The sequence below is a fragment of the Streptomyces sporangiiformans genome, assembly GCF_005768555.2.
Taxonomy (GTDB): Bacteria; Actinomycetota; Actinomycetes; order Streptomycetales; family Streptomycetaceae; genus Streptomyces; species Streptomyces sporangiiformans.
Genome location: NZ_VCHX02000307.1, coordinates 1 through 20,434, shown reverse-complemented (window position 1 = coordinate 20,434; position 20,434 = coordinate 1). Strand labels below are relative to the sequence as shown.

Here is a 20,434-nt window from a genome sequence, read left to right as displayed (position 1 = left end):
GACATCCACGAAGCCTTCCTCGGCCTCGCCATCTGCCTGATCACCCACCGCCACGTCCAACGGCTTTGTTAGGGCCTCTAAGCCTCCTCCTGGCTGATCGGCGCCTTGACCCGGGGTGATCGGGCGGCGGAGCCGCGGTGTCGGTCATCTATCGGAGGGCTGTCGGTCCGATGTCGACGGCTCGTCGGCGGGGCCTGGCACCTTTCCAGAGACGGCCGGTCGGAGCTCACCGGGCGGCCCGATCCCGAAGGAGCCACCATGCACACGCCCGTCACGATCATCGGCGCGGGACTCGGCGGACTCACGCTGGCCCGCGTCCTGCACGTCCACAAAATCCCGGTCACGGTCTACGAGGCCGAGTCCTCCCCATCGGCGCGTACGCAGGGTGGGATGCTCGACATCCACGACTACAACGGGCAGCTCGCCCTCAAGGCGGCTGGCCTGATGGACGAGTTCCACGCCATCGTCCTGGAGGGCCGCCAGTCGATGCGGGTCCTTGACCGGGACGGGACCGTCCTGCTCGACAAAGCCGACGACGGCGTGGGCGGACGCCCGGAGGTGCAGCGCAGCGAGTTGCGAAAGATCCTGCTCGACTCACTCCCGGCCGGCACCGTCCGGTGGGGGCACAAGGTCAGCAGCACCCGTGCCCTCGGCGAGGGGCGCTACGAGGTGACGTTCGCCGACGGCGGCACCGTCGTCACCAGCCTGCTCGTCGGCGCGGACGGCGCATGGTCAAGAGTCCGGCCGCTGCTCTCCACCGCCACACCCGAGTACACCGGCACGTCGTTCGTCGAGACCTACCTGTTCGACACCGACACCCGGCACCCAGCCGCCGCGAAAGCGGTCGGCGGCGGGTCGATGATCGCGCCCGCGCCGGGCAAGGAGATCTTCGCTCACCGGGAAAGCGGCGACACCCTGCACACCTACGTGGCGCTGTCCAAGCCGCAGGACTGGTTCGCCGCCATCGATTTCACCGATGCCGCCGCGGCCGCCGCACGGATCGCGCAAGAGTTCGACGGTTGGGCACCGGAGCTCACCGCGCTGATCACCGACGGCGACACCGCGCCGGTCCTGCGCCCCCACTACGCTCTGCCGACCGGGCACCGGTGGGACCGGGTGCCGGGGGTGACCCTGCTCGGCGACGCCGCCCACCTCGCGGCCCCGAACGGTGAAGGCGCCAACCTGGCCATGCTCGACGGCGCCGAACTCGGCAAGGCCCTAGCCGCGCACCCCGACGACATCGAGGCCGCGCTCACCGAGTACGAGCAGGCCATGTTCCCCCGCAGCACCGAGGTCGCCACTTTTGAAGGTGCCGAGATCCACGGGACCGACCCCGACGCCAACACAGCCCACGCCCTGATCGACATGATCACCGAGACGGACCAATGAGCCACTAGCCGAGGTCACCACGGTGGCTGTCACCTCTTACTCAGGTGCCTCACCCACTCCATAACCTCCGTTCGTGGAACGGTCACCGTGACCGTTCCACGAACGCGCCCAGGGGCGCCCTAGATCGGCGGCGACCTGGCGGACGAGCCTCAGCTGGGTGGGGGCGGTGATCACGAGCCACGTCCAGTTGTCCCCGGCCTCGCAGCCCGCCGCCCTGCGGCGGCGAAGCCGGAGACCTGGGGCGTGCCGGATGAACAGGGGGCTATTCACCGCCCCGCCGGAAGGTGATCGCCCTCGTGAGACGGTCGAGCCATGAAGACAACTGCAGACGATGCGACGGTTCTCGGCATGGCGGGGACCGTCGTCTACCGGCTCGCGCGATCCGAGGACGGCGAGGCCCTTGCGAGGCTCGACGGGTCTTTCACGACGGATTCTGTGTTCGAAGTAGCCGTGACGGACCAGGGTTTCAGGATCTGTCAGACTCCGGTGGAACCTCCCATCCACAAGGTCTTCCCCGCCGAGGACGACAGTGACGACGACGGCGATCCCGAGCTGCGCCGGACTGTGGTCGCCTTCGACGGGGACGAGTTGTGTGGGTTTGTGGAGATCTCTTTCGACGCGTGGAACTCGCGCCTGACCATCTGTGACATTGAGGTCGCACCAGCGTGGAGAGGCAGAGGCGTTGGACGCACCCTGATGAATCACGCCTTCGACTTCGCGACGGAGTGCGGGGCAGGGCATGTGTGGCTTGAGGTCAGCAACATCAACGCTCCCGCTATTCGCGCCTACCTTCGGCTGGGCTTCGTCTTCTGCGGGCTGGACACCTCGCTCTACGACGGCACGGAGTCGGCTGGTGAACAGGCGCTCTTCATGGCCCGGTGGATGAAGTGAGCGAGCCCGCGAGAAGGCGCCAGAGGTTATAGAACAAGCTGAGCTTGTTCCTTGACATCGAGCGTGATCGCGTTCGATCAGCATCTGAGGATGGCGACACCCCGTCATAACGACCGGTCCGAAGAAGCGGGGTCAGCCCGCCCCGCCGTCGAGCAGCCAGTTGTAGCGCAGCCGCAGCGCCCGCTCCGTGCTGGCCGCCACAGTAGCGAGCCCGACCACGACGTTGCCCCATGCCGACAGATCAATGGGCGAGGTGAACGTCCCGACGTACTGGGCGACGCCCTCCGGCGCCCGGGTGACCTGTTCGGCGAGTTGAAGGATCAGGAGAACCAGGCCGATGACGAGCACGATCGACGAGAGGAAACCCATACAGCGGCTCAGTGCGGGGTGCGCGCGGTCGAGGCGCGCGCGGCGCCCCTCGGCGGAGTCGGGGTCCGGGATGAGTTGGTGCTCGGCCCCCTCGGCGGTGACGTAGTGGCAGCGCTTGAGCCCGAAGCCGCTCGTCCTTACTTCGACGGTGCCGCCCTCAACGGGGAAGACGGCAGGGACTTTGGACTCGGCGTGATGCCTGCCATCGAGGTACAGGTGGGCCTTGACGTAGCCCTCCGACTGATTCTGATGCTTGACGTCGACGGCGTAGACCGTCTGCCGGCCGTCGTCGTTCATCAGCCGAAGATGGAACAGTGCGCGGGTAAGCATCTGCCACCACCGGAAACGCTTCAACGGTCGCCCGTCCCCGGGCTTTACCCGCTGCACAGCCCGACGATGCCGCCACTCCTTGAGCATGCCTCTACTCCTGTTACTTGCTGGGTTCCACTGCGCAGGCGAGGTCCTGCGACGGGCGCTGCCCGGTGGTCAGGAACGCGGTCACCGCGTCGTTCGCGCACGTGTTGGGGCCGAACGGATAGACACCGTGCCCGCCCTGGTCGGCCGTCACCATCGTGGCCCGCTTCCCGAACGCCCGCCGCAGCTCCTGGGCGCCGACCAGCGGCGTCCCCGGGTCGCGCTCGTTCTGCGCCATGAGTACGTTCGACGGGCCCCGGTCACCGATGCGCACCGGCGGCTCGACCCGCTCGTCCGGCCAGAACGCGCACGGTCCGATGCCGGCCGTGGACCCGCCCAGCATCGGGTATTTCAGCCGGTCGACCGCGACGTTGCGCTGATACTCCCGGACCGTCTCCGGCCAGCGTGTATCGCCGCATATCACTGAAAAGCGGGCGGACATGAAGTTCTCCATGTTCGGAAACGGCGCGGTGGGCGGCGGCGGCTGGTCCGTGTCGAGTGCCTGCCAGGTCTTGGCCACCAGGGGCATGTCCGCATCGCTGTAGAGGCGGTCGAACGTGATCCCGCGGAACGACGTCGCGTCGAAGCCCTGGACCGGTTTCTCTTCCAGCCGCTCCGCGAGATCGAAGAACTTCGCGGTCACCTGCTCCGGTGTGGTGCCCAGACCGTACTCGGGGTGCGCGGCCGCGAACGCCGCGAAGTCCGGGAACCGCTCCTCCAGTCCACGGGCGAGCAACCGCATGGCCGTGACGTCGTAACCGCCGGGGCCCAGGTTGCTGTCGAGCACGACCCGGTCGCTGCGCTTGGGGAACATCGTCGTGTACACCGCACCGAGGTACGAGAGCTTCGGCTCGCCCAGCGCCGCCCGGATCCGGTCCATGTCGCGCGCGGTGTTCGCGGTGGTGGTGTGCGGCAGCATCCACGCCGTTCGTGAGGTGGCGCACTGCTCGGCGATGGTCCGCGCGTTCCCCGCCTCCCGCGCGACATCGGCCGCGGTGTGCGCGTACGGCGGGACGTTGCCGCGTGCCTGCTGCTCCGGCGTCAGATCGCAGGTCACCGGCGTGCTGCGGCCGACGCCACGCGGGTCGAAGCCGATCAGGTCGTAGGAGTCCAGCACCTCCTGCGGCAGCCCTGAGCCGGCGAGAACGGCCGGGTAGCCGAGTCCCGTGATGCCGGGGCCACCCGGACTGGTCAGCAGCACGCCGCGGCGCTGCGAGGGTTCCTTGCTCGCCAGCCGGGAGATCGCGATCTCGATCTGTCGGCCGTCCGGATCCCGGTAGTCCAGGGGGACTTCGAGCGTCGAGCACTCCAGACGGGGCAAGACGGCCTTCTCCGAGGCGGCCTTGTCCTGGCACGGGCCCCACCGCACGGTCTCCGGCGTCGGTGTCGCCGCCACCGGCACCCCCGGAATCGTGGTCGCCGCCACCGCGGTGGCGGCGATGGCGAGGGACAAGGTTCGGTGCATCTGATGTCCTCCTGAGGGGTGCATGGGGGTGCACGGGGGGCGCCGGAACGGGCGTGCTTGGGACGGCCACGCCGCGGATCACCGCTGGGGCGGACAGGGCTGTGATCACCATCCCGACTGCCTCGACGAGTCTGTCCGTGCGGCGCCGCCGGCACATCAACCCGGCGGCTCGAATCGCCTTCGCCCAGAGTCGAGACGGTGATTCGACTCTGGTCGAAGGACACATCAGCCCCCGGTCTGACTCACCGGCCGTACCGTTTCGCGACAATGGCCAGGTGAATACAGACGTCGCGCCACGGCTCGGGGGGTGGCAGCAGACCTGGCGGCTGGCGGCGGCCGCGGCACTGGGCATACCGGCCTGGCTCTCCACCGGTGTGCTGCTGCACCAGCAGGCGGCCGAAACGGGATCCTGGTTCCTCATCGGTGATCCGCTGGTGGCTCTCGGCTGCCTGACGGCGCTTCTGTGGCGACGGCGGTTCCCGCTCGCCGTCGCCATGACGGTCGCGATCGCCTCGACCGCGTCGGGACTCGCCACCGGCGCCGCACTTCTGGCGCTGGCCTCGATCTCCACCCGTCGCCGTCCGGTGGAGATCGGCGTCGTCGGGCTGGCCTACGTGACCGCGTCACAGTTCGCCGTCGGGCTCTATCCGGTCCAGATGCCGCCCGGCTCGTTGTGGTTCCAGCTCGCGTTCCCGGCACTGACCGCGGGCATCGCGGTGGCCGTGGGCATGGCCATCGGCGCGCGGCGTGTCGAAGTGCGGTCCTTGCGCGACCGGGCGGAGAGCGCGGAACGGGAACAGACCGCACGAGCGGCGCAGGCACGCGCCCTGGAACGGAACCGGATCGCCCGCGAGATGCACGACGTGCTCGCGCACCGGATCTCGCTGGTCGCCATGCAGGCCGGAGTGCTGGACCACCGCAGCGACCTCGCAGCAGAGGAGAACCACGTGCTGGTCCGTGGCATCGCCGATGGCTCCCACCAGGCCTTGGAAGAACTACGGGATGTCCTCGGTGTGCTCCGGGCCGACCCGGGCCGCCCGGAACCACCCCAACCCTCCCTCGACCGCGTCCCCGACCTGGTGGCCGACGCCCGCACATCCGGACTGGAGGTCACGCTCACCACCACCGTGACGGGAAGACCATCCGACGTCGTCGGACGAACCTGCTACCGGATCGTCCAGGAAGGACTGACCAACGCCGCCAAACACGCCCCAGGCGCACGCGTACACATCATCCTCGAAGGAACAGCCGGCGACGAACTGTACGTCAGCGTCCACAACTCCCCAGCCACCACAAGAAACGCACGACCACCGGCATCAGGATTCGGCCTGCTCGGCCTCACCGAACGAATTGACCTAGCCGGCGGAAAACTCAACCACCACCCCACACCCGACAACGGATACATCCTCACCGCACAACTACCCTGGCCAGACCCCACCCACGAAAAGAGAACCTGAGTGGACAGCGAGCGGGAGCCGGTGCGTGTCGTCATCGTCGACGACGAGCAGCTGGTGCGAATGGCACTGCGGCTCGTCATCGACGGCGAACCGGACCTGACCGTCGTCGCGGAGGCGGCCGACGGGGACGCCGCGATCACCGTGGTGGACGAGCAGCGGCCGGACGTCGTGCTGATGGACGTGCGCATGCCCGGTCGTGACGGTCTCAGCACGACCCGGGAACTCCTCACTCGACCGGCGCCGCCGCGGGTGCTCATGCTGACCACGTTCGACTCGGACGATCTGGTGCTCGGCGCACTGCGCGCCGGAGCCCTCGGCTTCGTCCTCAAAGACACCCAACCGCCGCAGATTCTCGACGCGGTGCGGACCGTCGCGGAGGGCAATCCCGTGCTGTCTCCAGCGGCCACGGCACGGGTGATCGCCGCAGCCACCGGCCCGCAGTCCGCTCACGCTCGCAGATCATCCCGCGAAGCCGCACGGAAACAGCTGTCCACACTGACCGAACGAGAACTCGAAACCGCTCGGGCCATCGCGGACGGACTGGGCAACCCGGAGATCGCCCAGCGGCTGCGCATCAGCATCGCGACCGTCAAGGCACACACAGGCAACCTGTTCGCCAAGCTGGCGGTCGAGAACCGGGTACAGATCGCACTCGTGGTCCGCGACGCAGAGGAATGACCAGCCTGGCACAGAGGGTGCCCACGCTGCCCCGAGGGGCGCGTGGCGGAGCCGCTGCCGGAGCCGTCCTGGACAGCCCCGTTCACCGGGCTGAGCACGCGTCAGTTCAGCCTGCACCCTCATCTGTAACCGCGACTCACCAAACGCGCCGCGGCGGTAATCCGCGAGCGACTGCGCGGCGAGCGCCCGTTGTCGTGTCTCACATCCGCCCACACCTGGCCTGCCCAGCCCGCGTGCCGAAACCCAGCCGTGCCGGCCCCGCCCTGTGTCTGAACCCGCGCTCAGCCAAAGGGGTGGAGCGCAGCTCCAGCGCTCGGGTGATGACACAGAGCAGCCGTCTTCAGCCTCCATGATCGACCCCATCGAGTGCTGCCGAAGAAAACGGCAACCTGCAGGAGGGCGACTTTCTCGCGGAACTGACCGGACTTCGCGTTTGCGGCGGCAGTGTGGCATGACGAGCCCGGTGCCGGGACAGCAGCCGTCGGCGATCGTCGTGGTCTCTGACGACGGCGGCGATCGCGCCGGATTCCGCCCAGGCCTTGCAGTCGTTTGCGGTTGCCAGGCAAGGGGCGGCCGATTACGACGACCAAACTGCTGTCGGCGTCGATGACGACCTGGTGGTTGGTGGAGTAGCGGTAATTCTTCGACTGCTTGGTGATCGTGTGGTCACGGGTCGGTACGAGCGTGCCGTCCACGATCAGCACCGCGTTCTTGCTGAACCGCTTCCTGGGCTGGAGGGCGAGCGACGGCCCGAGGTGATCGATGATGCGGTCGGCCGCGGACCTCGAAATGCCAAACAGCGGAGCCCAGCTGGCGCAGCGTCAAGTTCGTGCGCCAGTACGCGGTCACCAACAGCACGCGATCCTCCAACCGGCAGGCTCCAGGGACAGCCTTTGCGAACCGGATCCCTGATTTCGCGCCCTCGCGGCGCAACGCGCTCTCCGCCTGCAGCGAGCCCTTCAGTTCCGCGCGGTGCGCGGCTGACTCCTGTACTTCGAGCTGCCGGGTGCTCGCTCGCGACACCAGGTACTGCCCAAACAGCGATCCGCCCGCGCCAAGCGCAACACCTTCCGCGACAACAGCGCTGGCCCCAAAGTTCCTCTCAAGATCCCATGACCGGAGTCTCTCAACTCGCCGATTGAGAGAGCCGGGCTGCCTGTGGCCCGCCCACGCCGGGGTAGTTAGGGGACAGTCCTTTCTCTTGAGAATTGACCCGCATTTCTGCCACAGAAATGCACCATACCTGGGGCCACTTTCGCTCTTACGGTCCAAGCATGACAACTTTTCAGGTGCCTCAGCGCATGAACTTCACCACCGTCGCCTCCAAGGTCTTCAAGGCCGTCCTCGCCCTCGACGCCGCCGCCCGTGAGGGGATCGATCCCGTCCTGCTGGAGCTGGTGCAGATCCGCGCCTCCCAGATCAACCGGTGCGCGTACTGCATCGACTACCACACCTCCGATGCCCGCAAGGCCGGGGAGACGGAGGAGCGCATCTACCAGCTCTCCGCCTGGGAGGAGTCGAGCCTGTACACCGCGCAGGAGCGGGCCGCCCTGGCGCTGACCGAGGCCGTCACTCGCCTGCCCGGCGGCGTACCGGACGAGGTCTACGACGAGGCCGCCCAGCACTTCGACGAGAAGGAACTGGCCCAGCTCATCGCGTTGATCTTCACCGTCAACGCCTGGAACCGCATGAACGTCACCACACGGAAGACCCCAGGCACCGAGTAACGGACAACTGACAGCTCTCTCCACGGGCGGTGGCCCGAGCCCTCGGTCCACCGCCCGTGGCATGCCATGAACCCCTCCTCACGAAGGACTGATGGAGCCGTGACCTCCGTCGACACACCAGTCTTTGCCGCCAGAGAGCCGTCCCCCGTCAAGGGCTGGCTCGCCATCTTGGCGGTGACCTTGGGCATCTTCGCCCTGATGACATCCGCACTACTGCCCGTGGGCCTGCTCACCCCGATCGGCTCCGCCCTGGACGTATCGGAGGGCACCGCGGGCCTGATGGTGACCGTCCCCGGCCTGGTCGCCGCCGTCTCGGCGCCCGTGGTCACCGTGGCCACCGGTCGCATCGACCGCCGGATCGTGCTGGCGGTCCTGATCGGCCTCGTGGGCGCGGCCAACCTCGCTTCCGCCTTCGCGACCAGCTTCGCGATCGTGCTGACCGCTCGTTTCCTGATCGGTATCAGTGTCGGCGGTTTCTGGTCCCTGGCCGGTGGCATCGCGCTGCGGCTGGTACCGGAGAGGCACGTGCCCCGGGCCACCGCCGTCATCTTCGGCGGTGTCGAGACCGCCTCCGTCCTCGGCGTGCCCATCGGAACGCTCATCGGCGACCTCAGCAACTGGCGCGCCGCGTTCGCCGCCGTGGGGATCTTAGGCCTCGTCTCCCTGGCCTGCATGGTCTTCCTCATGCCGAAGGTGCCGGCGGAGCAGACAATCAACTTCGTGGATCTGCCCAAGGTCCTCAAGAGCAACGCCGGCGTGCGCGCCGGAATGGCCATCACCTTCCTCGTCATCACCGGGCACTTTGTGGCCTACACCTTCGTTCGGCCGATCCTGCAGGACGACGGTGTAGGCGACAACATGATCAGTGCGCTGCTGCTGACCTTCGGGGTCGCCGGTATCTGCGGCAACTTCATCGCCGGGGCCCTCATCACCAAGCGGCTGCGCCAGACCGTCACGGCCATCTCCCTGGTCCTCACCGGGGCCGTGGTGCTCCTCGCAGTCGTCGACAACACCACCTTCGCCGCGGCCGCCATCCTGATCCTGTGGGGGCTGGGCTACGGCGCGGTGCCGGTCACCCTCCAGACCTGGATCCTCAAGGCCGCACCAAACACCAGCGAGGCAGCCTCCTCGCTGTACGTCTCCATGTTCAACCTGTCCATCGCGCTCGGCGCGCTCTTCGGGGGCCTCGCCGTCGACGGCATCGCCACCACCAGCGTGCTGTGGATCGGCGCCGCACTCACATCCTCACCCTGCTTGTGGTGAGCAGGACCCGTCGCAGCGTTCCCATGTCCGCGGAGTGAGGCGGCGTACTCGTGCCCGTCCAACAGGACCCCAAGATCGCAGGCCGACCCGACCCGGCGTAGAACATGCCATCGTCGCAACGACACAGCGACCAGCAACGATGCGTCGCCTGTGCCCCCCTCGTACGCGAACGACTCGGCGAGCGTGTTGCCCCAGCACCGCCCGGTCCGGCCGACCGACAGCCTGATGCCGAAGTCGGCTTCCAGAGAAGCGAATTGCTGGGCGACGGGAGCGGCCAGTTCCAGCTCCAGCGCACCACGGTGGTCGAGACGCCCAACGTCACCCACCTGCGGTTCCGGGTGATCCGTTGATTGCTCAGTACCGCCGACGGGCTGGCCGTTGTCCGGTCCGTGGGTGTGTCGCCGTGGATCGTGTCGGATGAGCGGTGGGAGCGGATCGAGCCCCTGCTGCCGACGCGACGTTCCCACACAGCACTTGCCGTCCGGCACCGGCCTGGGTAGCGACACCGGCAACGGACTCCTGCCGCCTCGCCCAGACCAACGCACGCGCCGAGCAGCCCGCCACGCTCTGACCCCACGATCGAGAAACACCAGAACTTCGGCTGTCACGGGCCGGGGTATCAGCGGAAGCTGTCGGCATTCTCCGCAGCCCACTGCTGGAACGGTCTGGCACGGGAGCCCGTGACCCGTGAAACCGTGTCGCGCACCGCCAGCAGCTCGTCATTGACGTCTCCGCCCGTGACGTCGAGCACCGCATCCGCTGCCTCGTCCCCGAAGACCGCGGCCATCTGAGCGTGAGCGTCCTGCCGGCTGATCTCGATGAAGGGCACATCCCGCCCGAGTGTTGCCGCGATGGCCTCGACTTGCTGCCGGGCTGTCACCGGCTCTGGACCAGTCAGGGTATACGTCCTCCCCTGGTGGCCGGGCTCGGTCAGTGCCACCCGCGCCACCGACGCGATGTCCGCGGGGTGGATCGTGGGCAGCCCGGTGTCGGCATACGGCGCACGGACCGTCTCACCGTCGCGGATCGACGCCGCCCACATCAGAGCGTTCGAGGCGAACTGCGTCGGCCGCAGGATCGTCCAGGCCATGCCGCTGTCCTTGAGGAGCCGCTCGACCGCCAGATTCTCACAGGCGGGGCCCAGATGCGGATGAGTCTGGACGGTGATGGACGACACCAGCACCACGTGCTCCACACCCGCCAGCCGGGCGGCCTCAAGGATGTCGGCATCCGAACCCAGACGCGACACGAGGAACAGCGAGCGCACCCCCTCCAGAGCGGGCTTCCATGACTCCGGCTCAGCGAGGTCCCCCTCAACGGCCTCGACCATTTCAGGGAACATGGCCCGTGCGGCGTCACGGGTGAGCCCTCGCAGCGGTCCCGCACCGCAAGCGTGCAACTCCCTCAGCAGTGCACTTCCTATGTTTCCGGTGGCTCCGGTCACGAGGATCATGAGCGCGTTCTCCTCCCGTCAGATGATCAACTTGAGGACACGCTAGAAACTCAATCGCACTTCAGGTCAAGGAGACCCCTGGCCCTTCCCTCCGCCGGCCACGCACGCAGACACCCGGCGCTTCGCGACCGTGGCTGATCTCCAACGACCCACGGATCGCCTTCGGCCTGTAGCCCTTGTCGCCGATGTCGTGGTCCGGCCTGCTCCGCTGATGGAAGCGATCCGAGTACCCCGCATCGTCCCGGGCGGGCCCCGGACATCACCACGCTGCCGGAGCCCGAAAAGGGACGCCGGGCACTCGGACGGTCCGCGCGTCCAGCATGTGCCAGGTGACGATCAACCGTGCGGCGCCGTTGTCGTTCGGCGGCAGCGTGGTGAACGGCACACCGGCGGCCGTGCCCGTGATCGGTGAATACATGCGGCCACGGTAGGTCTGCGGCCGCATACCGGGAGTCGGATATCGCCGCCGGCGAACCCGCTCGGCCGGTCACCGAGTCCCACCAAACAACCGTCACCCCCGCATCGCTCCTTATGTGGGCGTGCCCGGTTGACGACATCCCCCAGCAGGACACGAGCCCGGCACCCAGCCGCTCCGAGAACTCGCATCCGGTAGAGGTGACAGCGCCTCACGCACGAGGGGTTCGACTGTCCGGCCGCGCCAACTGGACGCAGGTGGCCGCCGAGACGGTCCGCCAGGTCATCCGCCCTTTCACTCGTTGCCTTTTGCGCCCGGCAAGCCTGGGGTCGTGCAATGCCGGCAGTGGGTATGGGCGGCCATCGGCCAGCGTGCTCAAATACGCGTGCGGGAGAACTCGCGGGAACGGTGAGGAGGCACGGTGGGGGCGGCAGGGCACAAGGCGATACGGACCGTGGCATGGCTGCTGATCGCTGTCGTGGCTCTCGTCTTGGGGGTGGCAACGGCCTTCGAGATCCGCGGAGCGCTGGAGCGGGAGCGGGAGTTCCGTGCCGCGCCGGCGTGCGCCTCCGTGCCGGTGAAGGCGTCGGGGTGTCTGTGGGAGCAGGAATTCACCGTTCGGAAGGCCGACACGCACCGCGGGGAGAGGAGCAAGTCGCCGGAGGCGGAGTTGTTGCTGCCATCCGGCAAGCCGTGGGAAGTGACGTTCCGGCAAGCTGATCCAGTGGTGTCGGAGATGGAGCCGGACGACAAGGTCGTCGGCCTGATCTGGCGCGGGCGGGTCGTCGAAGTCCGGGACGCCGACGGACGGCGGCAGCAGACGTCGTCCGGACCCGTGGGGTGGCCCGAGGACCGCCTCGGCGGCGCGCTCGCCTGTATCTCGTTCGGGCTGACCGCCCTCGTCGGAGGGCTGTGGCCACTCTTCGCGCCGGGCAAGCGACGTCACGCGAGAGCAGCGACCATGGTGCGGTGGCACGGCGTCGGCATGGGCGGGGCAGCCATCCTGACGCTCTGGGCGCAGGCGGCCAACGACTGGCCGATGTGGGCGATCCCGGCGATCTGGGGGCCGCTCGCGCTGCTCCTCCTGGCCTCGATGGTGGCCTTCGCCATCGCCGCCCTCCGCGGCGACTTGGATGACGACGTCCCGTCCACCTCGCGGGTGCCCTCGCCGTCGATGGGCCGACCCGGCGGGACAGCAACGGGGGCAGGGAGCAATCAGTCCTGATCAGGAGACATTGTCCCCGGGTCGTTCTGACTTGGCCTCCGTCGGCGGTGGCGCCGGTGTCGACCAGCTGTGTCCCCTCCCGGGCCCATCACTGGGGCACGCGCTGGAGGGAGACGGGCCGGAACAGCGGATTCGGGCCCACGGATCTCCCCGTTCACACGCACCCATCGGTCGCCGGACACGCTCGGCGGGCGGACGATCACGAGCCCCCTCACCGAAGCCATAAAGACAGCGTCGCCCGGGGCAGGGAACGCGCATCCCGGTTCGCCCGCCCCGGCGCTGGGGCCGGCACTCGCGCGCTTGGTCAGCCGGCCTTCTTCTGCTCTCGGATTTCGTGGACGCTGGCGGTGAGGGTGCCGTCGTGCTGTTCGTAGTGGGAGAGGGCGACGCCGAGGCCGAAGAAGGTGGGCGCCCATTCGCCGACGAAGATGCCCCAGCGGTCGGCGCGGGCGAGGCCCTTTCTGGGTTCGGCGGCGAGGCTTGCCGCCCAGGTGGCCACGGAGAGGCCGATGGAAGCGATGGCCGCCATGTAGGCGTGCTCGCTGCGTACGCCCATGTCGTGGAGTTTCTTGATGACCATGGTGTTCTCCGTCCTGTGACAGTACACGGACGAAGTTCCCCAAACCGACGAATCTACTCAAAGCATGTGCGCACACCCATTTCGGCTTAGGCTGGTGCCGCTCAGGGACGACCGGAGGTCGGTATCCCGAAGGAATCCCGGCAGGCGAAGAGGGAGCAGCGTGAGCAGCTCAAGAAGCTCCCCTTTCGAGAGAGGCTTGCCGGTGCCCGCAGGGCTCCGGAGGGCGTGGCATGGAGCTGGGCGCAGTCGAGGCCAACAGCTGCCACCAAGATCCTCAACGGCAAGCATGTGATCAAGTAGCGGACCCCGTGGGCGGCGCCGTACGGATACCGGACACCGCGTCCGGAGCGGAGCCCGGCCAGCCACCGGGCCCGTGCAGAAGCCTGCCGCGGTGGTGTCAACCCTCCTCCTCAGCGTCCGTGTTGGCCGGTCGTCGAGACAGCGACCAGGTCAGCTCCGGGTGGCCGGAGGCGGCGCTGACCCACTGTTCGCCCTGCGCGTCCACGTGCAGCCGGTAGCTGGTGGGCTCGCCGGCGGCTCGCCAGCGCGCAGCTACGTTCTGGATCTCGTCCCAGATGTCGCGGGGCCCGCGTACCGTCACCGTCCAGGCGCCGGAGCCGTCGGGTCGGGCAGTGAGCCACGAGCCGCACGCCGGGGCCCCGATCACTAAGTAGTCGGCGCTCCAGTTCCGGACCAGCCCGGGCATCAGAGCATCCACAGCGAGCCAGAATGCGCGCGCCTCGTCGGGCGGCGGTGCCTGGTGGCTGCGGAAGCCGCGGCCGCCGTCTCCGGCCTTGATCCGGTCGAGGAACGCGCGCGAGATGAAGATGCGCTCGAAGCCGTGTCCCGGTCGGTGCCCGAACTCCACGGCGCGCAACTCACCCTCGATCCGCCCGCCGGGGGTCTTCGTGATGACCGCGAGCCCGGGCCAGGACGGGGACGAGCCGGTGACGTTCGCCAGCACTCGCCCGCGCGGCGCGAGCTGCTCCACCCACGCCTGCGGCACCCGCGGGACGGCATAGGAGACGAAGACGCGCTGGTACGGGGCACGCACGGGCCAACCGGCCTCCCCGGGCCCGGTCACCGCCGTCGGCCGGTGGCCCAGGTCGGCCAGGTAAGTCCGGGCAGCGTCGGTGACATGCCTGTCGCGGTCGAGCGTGACCACCCCGCCGTCGCCGCAGATCCAGCAGGCGACGGCCGCCGTGACCCCGGCACCGGTGCCGATGTCCAGGACACGCTGGCCTCTTTGGAGGTCCAGTTCCTGCAGCAAACGGGCAGTCATGCCGACGGTGCTCGACATGGACGTGATCGCACCCCCGCACCGGGGCCCCGGGGAGCGACCAAGGATCGGTTCACCGTCGTGCTGGATCAGCACGCTCTCCCCGCCATACAGCAGCCCGAGCAGCTCGTCGCGGTCTGCGGGCACCCTCCAGTCCAGCAAGTCCCACCGCGACGGCTTCTCCTCCGGCGCGCTGCGCCGCACGTAGGCCTGCCGCATCAGTCGTTCCCGCTGGAGGGCGAGTAGCGCGTCGCGAACCGGCCCTGGCCGCAGGCCGCCCGCTTCTTCCAGCCCAGCGACCATCGCCGCCCGCGCAGCCGACACGCGCGCGGCCTCTCCCTGCTCATCCGCGCCGGGGCCAGCCGGTTCGGCACTCATGCCCAGCCCATCTCCGTGTAGAGGCGGCCCGCTCGGATTCCCTCGATCGCGGCTCGGACGTACGGCACAAGGTTGTCCGGGAGAGCGTTGGGATCCCACCACTCCCAGGCCAGACATCGGTCCGGCTCCCGCACCACCGGCCGGCCCTGCCACGAGCGAACACGGAACACCATCTGCACGCGCGGTCGTGTGCCCGGCCCGTCGCTCAGGTGCACGACGTGGACCAACTCGACGTCCTCGGGGCGAATCAGCAGTCCCCCTTCTTCGCCGGCCTCCCGGACGACACCGGCGATCGCGCTTTCCTGCTCGCAGTGCCCGGCCAGGAAGTGCCACTTCTTACCGGCGTACGAACAGTCGGGATGGCGCAGACCGAGCAGGACCGCACCGAGCTTGTTCTCCAGATAGAGATGGACCCCGATGACGTTGAGGACGGTCTTCTCACCCGCAGCTGTCAATGCACCGGGGCGCCCGGGCGACGGGGTATGCGCGGCATCGGCCGCATGGGCGGCATCGGCCGCATGTGCTGCAACGCTGTTGTGTCTGCGGGCGTGCTGCGCGGCGTGGCGGCGCACCAGGTCGAGGGTCGACGGGCTCAGCCGCAAGCGGGGCATGATCTCCGGCGCGAACCAGCGCAGCATGACCCCTTCGGTCAGGTGCAGGGATTCAGGGTCGCCGTTCCAGCAGGCCGCATAGACCTGGATGGCAATGGCCGAGCCGTCGACGCCCCTCGCGTGCTCCACCTGAAAAGGCTCGAGCACCTGCAAGTCCAGGCCCGCTTCCTCCAACAACTCCCGTCGGGCCGTCTCCTCCAACGACTCGTCCCCAGGCTCGCGGCCGCCACCGAGAAGGGACCATGATCCAGGCTCCCAAATGCCAGGGAGATGATCCCGCAGGTGCAGGAGATACTCGCCTGCGTCGTTGACGATCAGCACCGACGCGTTCTGCGGCGCTTGAGAGGGAGCGAAAGAGCCGGTGTTACTCACCGACGCACCATCGTGAGCCGAGGTCAACGAGTCCCCCTTGCGTGTGCGCGAGAGTCCGATGTCGCCCAGCGAAACGACACGACGAGCTGTTCGAACGCACGTTTTTCAGACGTGTTGGAATCCGCATCCTGCGCGGTCGGCTGAGCATGCGGGATGCAACGACCCTTGCCGCGCAACGACATGGGGTGATGCGAGGAATGGCCGAAACACCAATCCCCCACTCGCTGCCGAACCGCCGACGTCCTCATGGCGGGTCGTCCGGCGCTACGGATGATGGGCTCCTGCGCCTGACGGCTTCTGGTCGCTAGATGACGTCGATCTCGCAGAACGCCCCATAGGCCGGCCGTTCGTCGCATCGTGCGATTTCATGGCTGGAGATCTTTGTCCACGTGCCTCCGCTGACCTTCTTCGGGTCCTCCCCACCATCCCCGTGGTCGTTCACCCAATACGTCGACTCCACCATGAAGCCGTCAGTGTCAGACCAGGTGCCCAGAATGTCCTTGCTGCTCTTGCCGCCCGGGAGCCACCAGTGCTTGCAGGTCTGCTTGCCGGCGTTCCATGTCCTGCATTCCGCTGAGCCCTGTCCGAAGTAAGCGATCTTCACGGTGTAGTTGCTGGGCAGCTTGTTCACGACGACTCCGCAGACCACTCCTCCGAAGCAGTCGTCCATGGTGGTGGACCCGGACGTTGATGCTGCACCGGCAGTACCGGTCAGTGCCCCGGTGAGTAGTGCAGTTGCGCCTATGGCTGCTCCTAAGCGAATGGGCAACTTCATGAGACCCCCGGTTACTTGCGTTGTTGTGTGACGGTTGGACGCTGCCTAACTAGCTCCCGGTTGGTGCAGTTTCAAGCCAGATGCGGAGACGTTGGATTCACAATTTGCCCAGCAGGTGAGCGGCCAGTGGAACTACCGCGTTCTCCTGCGGCCCGGAGCGCCACACAGACCCTTTTTGAGGGAGGAGAATTGGCGGCATGACCATGGTGAAGGACATCGATGTCCGCGGTATGCAGCACTGCGAGACGACGGCGCTGGGCGTGCTGCTGCGGCATGAGGGACTCGACTTGTCCGAGCCCATGCTGTTCGGGCTTGGCTCCGGGCTGTCCTTCATCTACTGGGACAGCAAAGGCATGGGCTTTCCCTTCCTGGGAGGCCGGGTCAAGCCGTTCGAGCTCACCAGGAACCTGGCCGCCGTACTCGGGCTTGAGCTGCTGGTCGGGGAGACCACCTCCCCGCGCAAGGCATGGCATAACGTGGCGGCACCCATCGACGCCGGTCGGCCGGTCGGCCTTCAGCTCGACAGCTACCACCTGGACTACTTCAGCACCAAGGTGCACTTCGGCGGGCACGTCGTGGCCATGTACGGCTACGACGAACAGGACGCCTACCTGGTGGACACCGACCCGCAGGGCGGAGCCGTCTCGACCAGCCTCGCCGGCCTGGCCAGGGCCAGGGCCGAGCGCGGCCCCATGACCGCCAAGCACCGCTCCTTCACCATCACAGCCCCCAGCAGCCTGACGTCACCGCAGGACCGGATCATCCCCGCGATCAAGACCTGCGCCACCGCCTTCCTGAACCCGCCCATCGCGAACCTGGGCCACCGGGGCATCGAGAAGACCGCCAAGCAAGTGCCGAAGTGGCTGCAGCGCAGCGACAATCCGCAGGAGGACCTGCCACAGGCCGCCGTCCTCATGGAGAGGGCCGGCACCGGCGGTGCCCTGTTCCGTAATCTCTACCGGGACTTTCTCGCCGAGTGTGCCCAGCTGATCGACAGCAGCCACCTGCGCACTGGCCACAGCCTGTATACCGAGGCCGCCACCCTCTGGACACAGGTGGCCGCACTCGTCGCGACAGCAGGCGAATCCGGCGACACGAAGAACCTCATGCAGGCCGGCTCCATCCTCCACGAGCTCTCGCGCATCGAACGCGAGGCGATGCAGACACTCAGCATGCTCTAGGGGGCCTGTCCGGCGGATCATGTGCGGAGCCAGAGTCGGACCGAGGCAACGGTGACGGTGTGGCGGCGTCCGCCCTCACCGGCGAAATGGATTTTGCAGTTCAGGCCGCCCCGGGAGCGTCCGAGTCCTTCGTCGGGGCGGTACTGCCGGGGCGTGCGTCTTTTCCCGGCACCCGCGGCGGTCTCCTGCGGGGCCCGGCGGCGTGCTGGTGGTCCGGCAGGAGGGCGAATCAACGCTAAGCATCGACCAATCGATGCGGCCTTCCGCGTCGGCGTCGGCCAGCACGGCCGCGAAGAGCCTGTCCCAGGTGCCGGCCGCCGACCAGCGTCTGTGGCGTTCGTACACGGTCTTCCACGGACCGAAATGCTAGGCAGGTCATCGGGGCTCGCATAGCGTCGCGCCGCTCATGCTCTGCATTCATTTCGCCGAACGCGATCGAGTCAGGCCCGCGTAGCGATGTGCGACTCCGCCGGGAAGCAGGTATTCGGCCAGCAGGTTGCCGGCGCGGCGGGATGGCAACCCCATGTCGTGCAGGAGTTCGTCCGCGCAGTGGATGTCGTAGGGGCCGAAGTCGTAGCCGCCGGAGCCTGGCAGCACCTGCTCCTGCCAGGCCAGGCGAGCGTCGATGGCCTCCTGCATCTCCTGCTCGCCCGGGGTGGTGCGCAGCGTCGCCCGGAAATAACGGGTCAGCCAGTGCGCGGTGAGTTCCACGCCCATGATGTTGTTGAAGACCTGCCGGAAACCGACGAACCCCAGCCGGTCGGCACTGGGTGGCACGATGCCTCGGTAAAGCCGCAGCCGCCCGGCGGAATCGTGCACTCGCACCCTTGAATCCAGGAACGGGAAGACTTTGTGGTGGCCCGTGGCGAACACGATGACATCCGCCGCCACTTCCTCGCCGGTCGCCAGTCGCAGCCCCTTGTTGGTATACGCCTCGACAGCACTGACCTTGGGGGCGATCAGGCCGCGGCGGATGGCCCGGGCGTAGCCGCGTGGCATCACTCCCGCGTGGGCCAGGTGGAAGGGGAGCGCGTGAGCGGGCTGCAGCTGCCTCGGCAGCCGGTACAGCCCGGTGGAAATCAGCATGTCGCGGGTGATGAGCCACCACAGAGCTCGCTTGACCCGCTCGTCGATGCGGTCGATGGGACGGATGCAGGCCGGATCGTGGTAGCGGGGCAGGAGCGCCTCACCGAGCCGGGTGAACAGGATCCACTTGTAGCCGACCAGACCGAGCAGGAGCCGCTCGGGGACCATCCAGTTCACCTTGCGCTGCACGATCGTGGCTGAGGTCGCCTCGCGTGCGGCGCGGGTGATCAGGTCCAATGCGGACTTGCCGCCGCCCACGACGACCACGCGCCGGCCGGCGAATGTCCCGGCCCGCACCTCGTTGGAGTGCAGCACGGTCCCGCGGAACAACTCACGCCCGGGCAGCTCGGGCATCTGGACATGATGATGAGCCCCACTGGCGACAACGACGTAGTCAAATGTTTCGCGGTGAACCTCCGCCGCCGTGTCCCCAGCGGGCCGAGAGTCGATCAACCAGCCGGAGGCGCCCACCCGCCCAGGCCCATCCACCGGCCGGATGGAGATCACCTTGGTGCCGGGTCGGACGCGTTCCAGCACACCGAAGGTCTCGGCGTAGTTCTCCAGGTAGCGTTGCGTGTCCACCGCGCTGGCGAAGTGCAAGCGGTTGGGCAGGTCCGCGAACTCGAAGAGGCGGAGCGCGGCCTGGTTGGCCAGCCCGTCGTAGCAGCCCTCCGATGACCAGATCCCGCCGACCTGCTGGTACTTGTCGAAGACCGTGACGTCAAAGCCGTTCTCCAGCAGCACCTTGGCGGTGACGATTCCCCCGGGGCCGGCCCCGACAACACACGCTCTCATCAGCTGCCACTCCCCTTGGGCGATCAGCGCATCCAGCTCGCTCATCATCCCGGTTGCGGACCCCCATGCCCAGCGCACGGCCACGGTGACCGAGGCATCAGAAGCTGAACGATCCGGCCACATCCCAGGACACGACGTACGCGGTCAAGGCCAGCAGACGGAGAAGACCGCGCGCATCACGGTGCGTCAGAAACTGGGCCATCGCGGGCGTACCGGCGCGTTCGCCGCGTGGCGCCGAGCAGGGGCCGGTCACAGCGCTTCGGGCCCGGGGCCGCAGTCGGTGCACCGGTAGTCCGTCCGGCCGCCGGCGCCCTCACTCCACATGCCGCCGGTGATCTCGTTCCCGCACTCGTGGCAATGAGCGGGGACCTTGCCGGTGATCCACGCCCAGAGGAGGCGGAGGTAGGCCTTCATGCGGTGCTGCTCCTTGGCGCGTGACCGACGGGACCTGATCAAAGAACGCAACGAGCACGGCGATCTACGGAAGCGGCTTCACTCCCTGCCGAAACCGACAACAGCACGTGCGTCCCACAGTGTTGATGCCTGGCTGTTGCGGGTCAGGACGTTGGTGACGGCGCATAGTGGTGGGCAAGATTGGTGGCGAGGTCGCGGAGGTGAGCCCTGGCTTCGG

18 protein-coding genes and 2 pseudogenes are annotated in these 20,434 nt (G+C 67.9%); 8 read left to right on the top strand and 12 right to left on the bottom strand.

All coding sequences use genetic code 11. From position 1 onward, the window contains the following. The first annotated feature begins 258 nt into the window (after positions 1-258). Together FGD71_RS38075 and FGD71_RS38065 are read left to right on the top strand one after the other, a co-directional pair. Complete coding sequence (locus FGD71_RS38075) at positions 259-1,389, top strand: FAD-dependent oxidoreductase (protein WP_119105122.1); 1,131 nt, start codon at positions 259-261, stop codon at positions 1,387-1,389. Positions 1,390-1,701: 312 nt separating this feature from the next. Next, the gene (locus FGD71_RS38065) at positions 1,702-2,280 is read left to right on the top strand and encodes a GNAT family N-acetyltransferase (RefSeq protein WP_119105120.1); all 579 of its coding nucleotides are present in this window, start codon (positions 1,702-1,704) and stop codon (positions 2,278-2,280) included. 132 nt (positions 2,281-2,412) lie between these two features. Here FGD71_RS38065 and FGD71_RS38060 read toward each other — a convergent pair whose 3' ends face one another. Together FGD71_RS38060 and FGD71_RS38055 are read right to left on the bottom strand one after the other, a co-directional pair. Continuing rightward, entirely contained in the window at positions 2,413-3,066 is a 654-nt protein-coding gene (locus tag FGD71_RS38060) for a hypothetical protein (RefSeq protein WP_119105119.1), read from the bottom strand. A gap of 13 nt (positions 3,067-3,079) precedes the next feature. Beyond that, the gene (locus FGD71_RS38055) at positions 3,080-4,528 is read right to left on the bottom strand and encodes an alpha/beta hydrolase (protein WP_119105118.1); all 1,449 of its coding nucleotides are present in this window, start codon (positions 4,526-4,528) and stop codon (positions 3,080-3,082) included. 275 nt (positions 4,529-4,803) lie between these two features. Between FGD71_RS38055 and FGD71_RS38050 the strand changes: the two genes are divergently transcribed. Together FGD71_RS38050 and FGD71_RS38045 are read left to right on the top strand one after the other, a co-directional pair. Beyond that, positions 4,804-5,985 (top strand): sensor histidine kinase, encoded by a 1,182-nt coding sequence (locus FGD71_RS38050; protein ID WP_119105117.1) that lies wholly within the window; start codon positions 4,804-4,806, stop codon positions 5,983-5,985. Beyond that, on the top strand, positions 5,986-6,663 hold the full coding sequence (locus tag FGD71_RS38045) for a response regulator (RefSeq protein WP_119105116.1): 678 nt from the start codon (positions 5,986-5,988) through the stop codon (positions 6,661-6,663). It abuts the gene before it with no gap. Between the two features lie 411 nt (positions 6,664-7,074). Here FGD71_RS38045 and FGD71_RS38040 read toward each other — a convergent pair. Beyond that, a pseudogene (locus FGD71_RS38040) lies at positions 7,075-7,570 on the bottom strand (transposase family protein); the annotation flags it as partial. A gap of 367 nt (positions 7,571-7,937) precedes the next feature. Between FGD71_RS38040 and FGD71_RS38035 the strand changes: the two are divergent. Both FGD71_RS38035 and FGD71_RS38030 read left to right on the top strand, forming a co-directional pair. Then, positions 7,938-8,390 (top strand): carboxymuconolactone decarboxylase family protein, encoded by a 453-nt coding sequence (locus FGD71_RS38035; protein ID WP_162931337.1) that lies wholly within the window; start codon positions 7,938-7,940, stop codon positions 8,388-8,390. 99 nt (positions 8,391-8,489) lie between these two features. Continuing rightward, positions 8,490-9,653 (top strand): MFS transporter, encoded by a 1,164-nt coding sequence (locus tag FGD71_RS38030; RefSeq protein WP_240436967.1) that lies wholly within the window; start codon positions 8,490-8,492, stop codon positions 9,651-9,653. Positions 9,654-10,272: 619 nt separating this feature from the next. Here FGD71_RS38030 and FGD71_RS38025 read toward each other — a convergent pair. Together FGD71_RS38025 and FGD71_RS38020 are read right to left on the bottom strand one after the other, a co-directional pair. Continuing rightward, positions 10,273-11,106 (bottom strand): SDR family oxidoreductase, encoded by an 834-nt coding sequence (locus tag FGD71_RS38025; RefSeq protein WP_119105113.1) that lies wholly within the window; start codon positions 11,104-11,106, stop codon positions 10,273-10,275. 259 nt (positions 11,107-11,365) lie between these two features. Beyond that, positions 11,366-11,524, bottom strand: coding sequence for a hypothetical protein (locus tag FGD71_RS38020; RefSeq protein ID WP_240436966.1), 159 nt, complete (start codon positions 11,522-11,524; stop codon positions 11,366-11,368). Positions 11,525-11,942: 418 nt separating this feature from the next. On the opposite strand from FGD71_RS38020, the gene FGD71_RS38015 reads away from it, so the two are divergent. After that, positions 11,943-12,746, top strand: coding sequence for a hypothetical protein (locus FGD71_RS38015; protein WP_240436965.1), 804 nt, complete (start codon positions 11,943-11,945; stop codon positions 12,744-12,746). Between the two features lie 304 nt (positions 12,747-13,050). Here FGD71_RS38015 and FGD71_RS38010 read toward each other — a convergent pair whose 3' ends face one another. The 4 genes from FGD71_RS38010 to FGD71_RS37995 form a co-directional block, all read right to left on the bottom strand. Beyond that, on the bottom strand, positions 13,051-13,326 hold the full coding sequence (locus FGD71_RS38010; RefSeq protein ID WP_119105112.1) for a hypothetical protein: 276 nt from the start codon (positions 13,324-13,326) through the stop codon (positions 13,051-13,053). 397 nt (positions 13,327-13,723) lie between these two features. Next, a complete protein-coding gene (locus FGD71_RS38005; RefSeq protein ID WP_119105111.1) occupies positions 13,724-14,983 on the bottom strand; it encodes a methyltransferase domain-containing protein in 1,260 nt (419 codons plus the stop codon). After that, the gene (locus FGD71_RS38000) at positions 14,980-15,915 is read right to left on the bottom strand and encodes an NUDIX hydrolase (RefSeq protein ID WP_240436968.1); all 936 of its coding nucleotides are present in this window, start codon (positions 15,913-15,915) and stop codon (positions 14,980-14,982) included. Before FGD71_RS38000 ends, FGD71_RS38005 begins: the two co-directional genes overlap by 4 nt. A gap of 355 nt (positions 15,916-16,270) precedes the next feature. After that, positions 16,271-16,597, bottom strand: a complete 327-nt coding sequence (locus FGD71_RS37995) for a hypothetical protein (protein ID WP_140936046.1) — start codon at positions 16,595-16,597, stop codon at positions 16,271-16,273. A gap of 341 nt (positions 16,598-16,938) precedes the next feature. On the opposite strand from FGD71_RS37995, the gene FGD71_RS37990 reads away from it, so the two are divergent. After that, positions 16,939-17,922, top strand: a complete 984-nt coding sequence (locus FGD71_RS37990; protein ID WP_119105108.1) for a BtrH N-terminal domain-containing protein — start codon at positions 16,939-16,941, stop codon at positions 17,920-17,922. A 62-nt stretch (positions 17,923-17,984) separates the two neighbouring features. Here the strand turns inward: FGD71_RS37990 and FGD71_RS37985 are convergent. The 3 genes and pseudogenes from FGD71_RS37985 to FGD71_RS47715 all read right to left on the bottom strand — a co-directional run. Further along, positions 17,985-18,285: pseudogene (locus tag FGD71_RS37985) on the bottom strand (IS5/IS1182 family transposase); the annotation flags it as partial. 54 nt (positions 18,286-18,339) lie between these two features. Beyond that, on the bottom strand, positions 18,340-19,803 hold the full coding sequence (locus FGD71_RS37980) for a flavin-containing monooxygenase (RefSeq protein WP_162931336.1): 1,464 nt from the start codon (positions 19,801-19,803) through the stop codon (positions 18,340-18,342). A gap of 249 nt (positions 19,804-20,052) precedes the next feature. Next, positions 20,053-20,217, bottom strand: coding sequence for a hypothetical protein (locus tag FGD71_RS47715; protein ID WP_162931335.1), 165 nt, complete (start codon positions 20,215-20,217; stop codon positions 20,053-20,055). Between the last annotated feature and the right edge of the window lie 217 nt (positions 20,218-20,434).

Excerpts from the sequence above, each read along its gene's own strand:
- FGD71_RS38075 (WP_119105122.1), top strand. The coding sequence starts at position 259 with ATGCACACGCCCGTCACGATCATCGGCGCGGGACTCGGCGGACTCACG.
- FGD71_RS38055 (WP_119105118.1), bottom strand. The coding sequence starts at position 4,528 with ATGCACCGAACCTTGTCCCTCGCCATCGCCGCCACCGCGGTGGCGGCG.
- FGD71_RS38020 (WP_240436966.1), bottom strand. The coding sequence starts at position 11,524 with ATGTATTCACCGATCACGGGCACGGCCGCCGGTGTGCCGTTCACCACG.
- FGD71_RS37990 (WP_119105108.1), top strand. The coding sequence starts at position 16,939 with ATGACCATGGTGAAGGACATCGATGTCCGCGGTATGCAGCACTGCGAG.
- FGD71_RS38060 (WP_119105119.1), bottom strand. The coding sequence starts at position 3,066 with ATGCTCAAGGAGTGGCGGCATCGTCGGGCTGTGCAGCGGGTAAAGCCC.
- FGD71_RS38025 (WP_119105113.1), bottom strand. The coding sequence starts at position 11,106 with ATGATCCTCGTGACCGGAGCCACCGGAAACATAGGAAGTGCACTGCTG.
- FGD71_RS37980 (WP_162931336.1), bottom strand. The coding sequence starts at position 19,803 with ATGAGAGCGTGTGTTGTCGGGGCCGGCCCCGGGGGAATCGTCACCGCC.
- FGD71_RS38065 (WP_119105120.1), top strand. The coding sequence starts at position 1,702 with ATGAAGACAACTGCAGACGATGCGACGGTTCTCGGCATGGCGGGGACC.
- FGD71_RS38035 (WP_162931337.1), top strand. The coding sequence starts at position 7,938 with ATGACAACTTTTCAGGTGCCTCAGCGCATGAACTTCACCACCGTCGCC.
- FGD71_RS38010 (WP_119105112.1), bottom strand. The coding sequence starts at position 13,326 with ATGGTCATCAAGAAACTCCACGACATGGGCGTACGCAGCGAGCACGCC.
- FGD71_RS47715 (WP_162931335.1), bottom strand. The coding sequence starts at position 20,217 with ATGAAGGCCTACCTCCGCCTCCTCTGGGCGTGGATCACCGGCAAGGTC.
- FGD71_RS38005 (WP_119105111.1), bottom strand. The coding sequence starts at position 14,983 with ATGAGTGCCGAACCGGCTGGCCCCGGCGCGGATGAGCAGGGAGAGGCC.